Genomic DNA, 621 nt, shown 5'->3' on the forward strand with positions numbered 1-621 from the left:
ACCCGGATCGACGCGCCCTCGTTGGTGCCCACCACCTTCAGGCTCGATTCGCCGCGGTTGCGGGGATCGACGAACAGGGTCATCTCCCCGGCCTTGTCGGCCACCGCGCAGGCCACCGCCTTGACGCTGCCGAACGGGTTCTGGGCGATGTTGTAGGTGAGCTTGTCGAAGATGTCGGGCTGCGGCTCCACCGCCAGGATCCGTGCCCCGGGGCCGGCGGCCGCGGCCACGAACAGCGCGTAGGCGCCGACATTCGCCCCGATATCGAGGAAGACGCATTCCCGTCCGGCGCGGTTCGCCAGGATCGTGTCGGCGAGGATCTTGCGCTCGAGCGGGTCGAAGAACTGCGGGGTGAAGAGTACCTTCTTCTCGCAGTTGTTGTTGTAGGGGTGCAGCCGCATGCGCGCGCCGTAACGCTCGACGTCGAGGGGCCGGCCGCGCAGCAGATGGATGGCACAGCGGCGCAGGAACAGGGAGAGGCGCCGCGCGCTCCAGTTCTCGTCGGGGAGCCGCTCGGTGCGCGAGAGGATCCAGCGCACGAGTCCGGCGGGCGCGTAGGTGCCGAAGGGATGGGTGGTCTGTGTCATCATGCCTGGTGTGGGGCCGCGGCGCGCCGCGGCC

1 protein-coding gene is annotated in these 621 nt (G+C 69.4%); it reads right to left on the bottom strand.

What is annotated here, in order from left to right; all coding sequences use genetic code 11:
* A partial coding sequence (locus VP06_RS33295; RefSeq protein WP_425350986.1) for an FkbM family methyltransferase occupies positions 1 to 590 on the bottom strand: 590 nt, incomplete at its 3' end.
* Positions 591 to 621 lie beyond the last annotated feature (31 nt).

The organism is Methylobacterium aquaticum (assembly GCF_001043915.1).
GTDB lineage: Bacteria > Pseudomonadota > Alphaproteobacteria > Rhizobiales > Beijerinckiaceae > Methylobacterium > Methylobacterium aquaticum.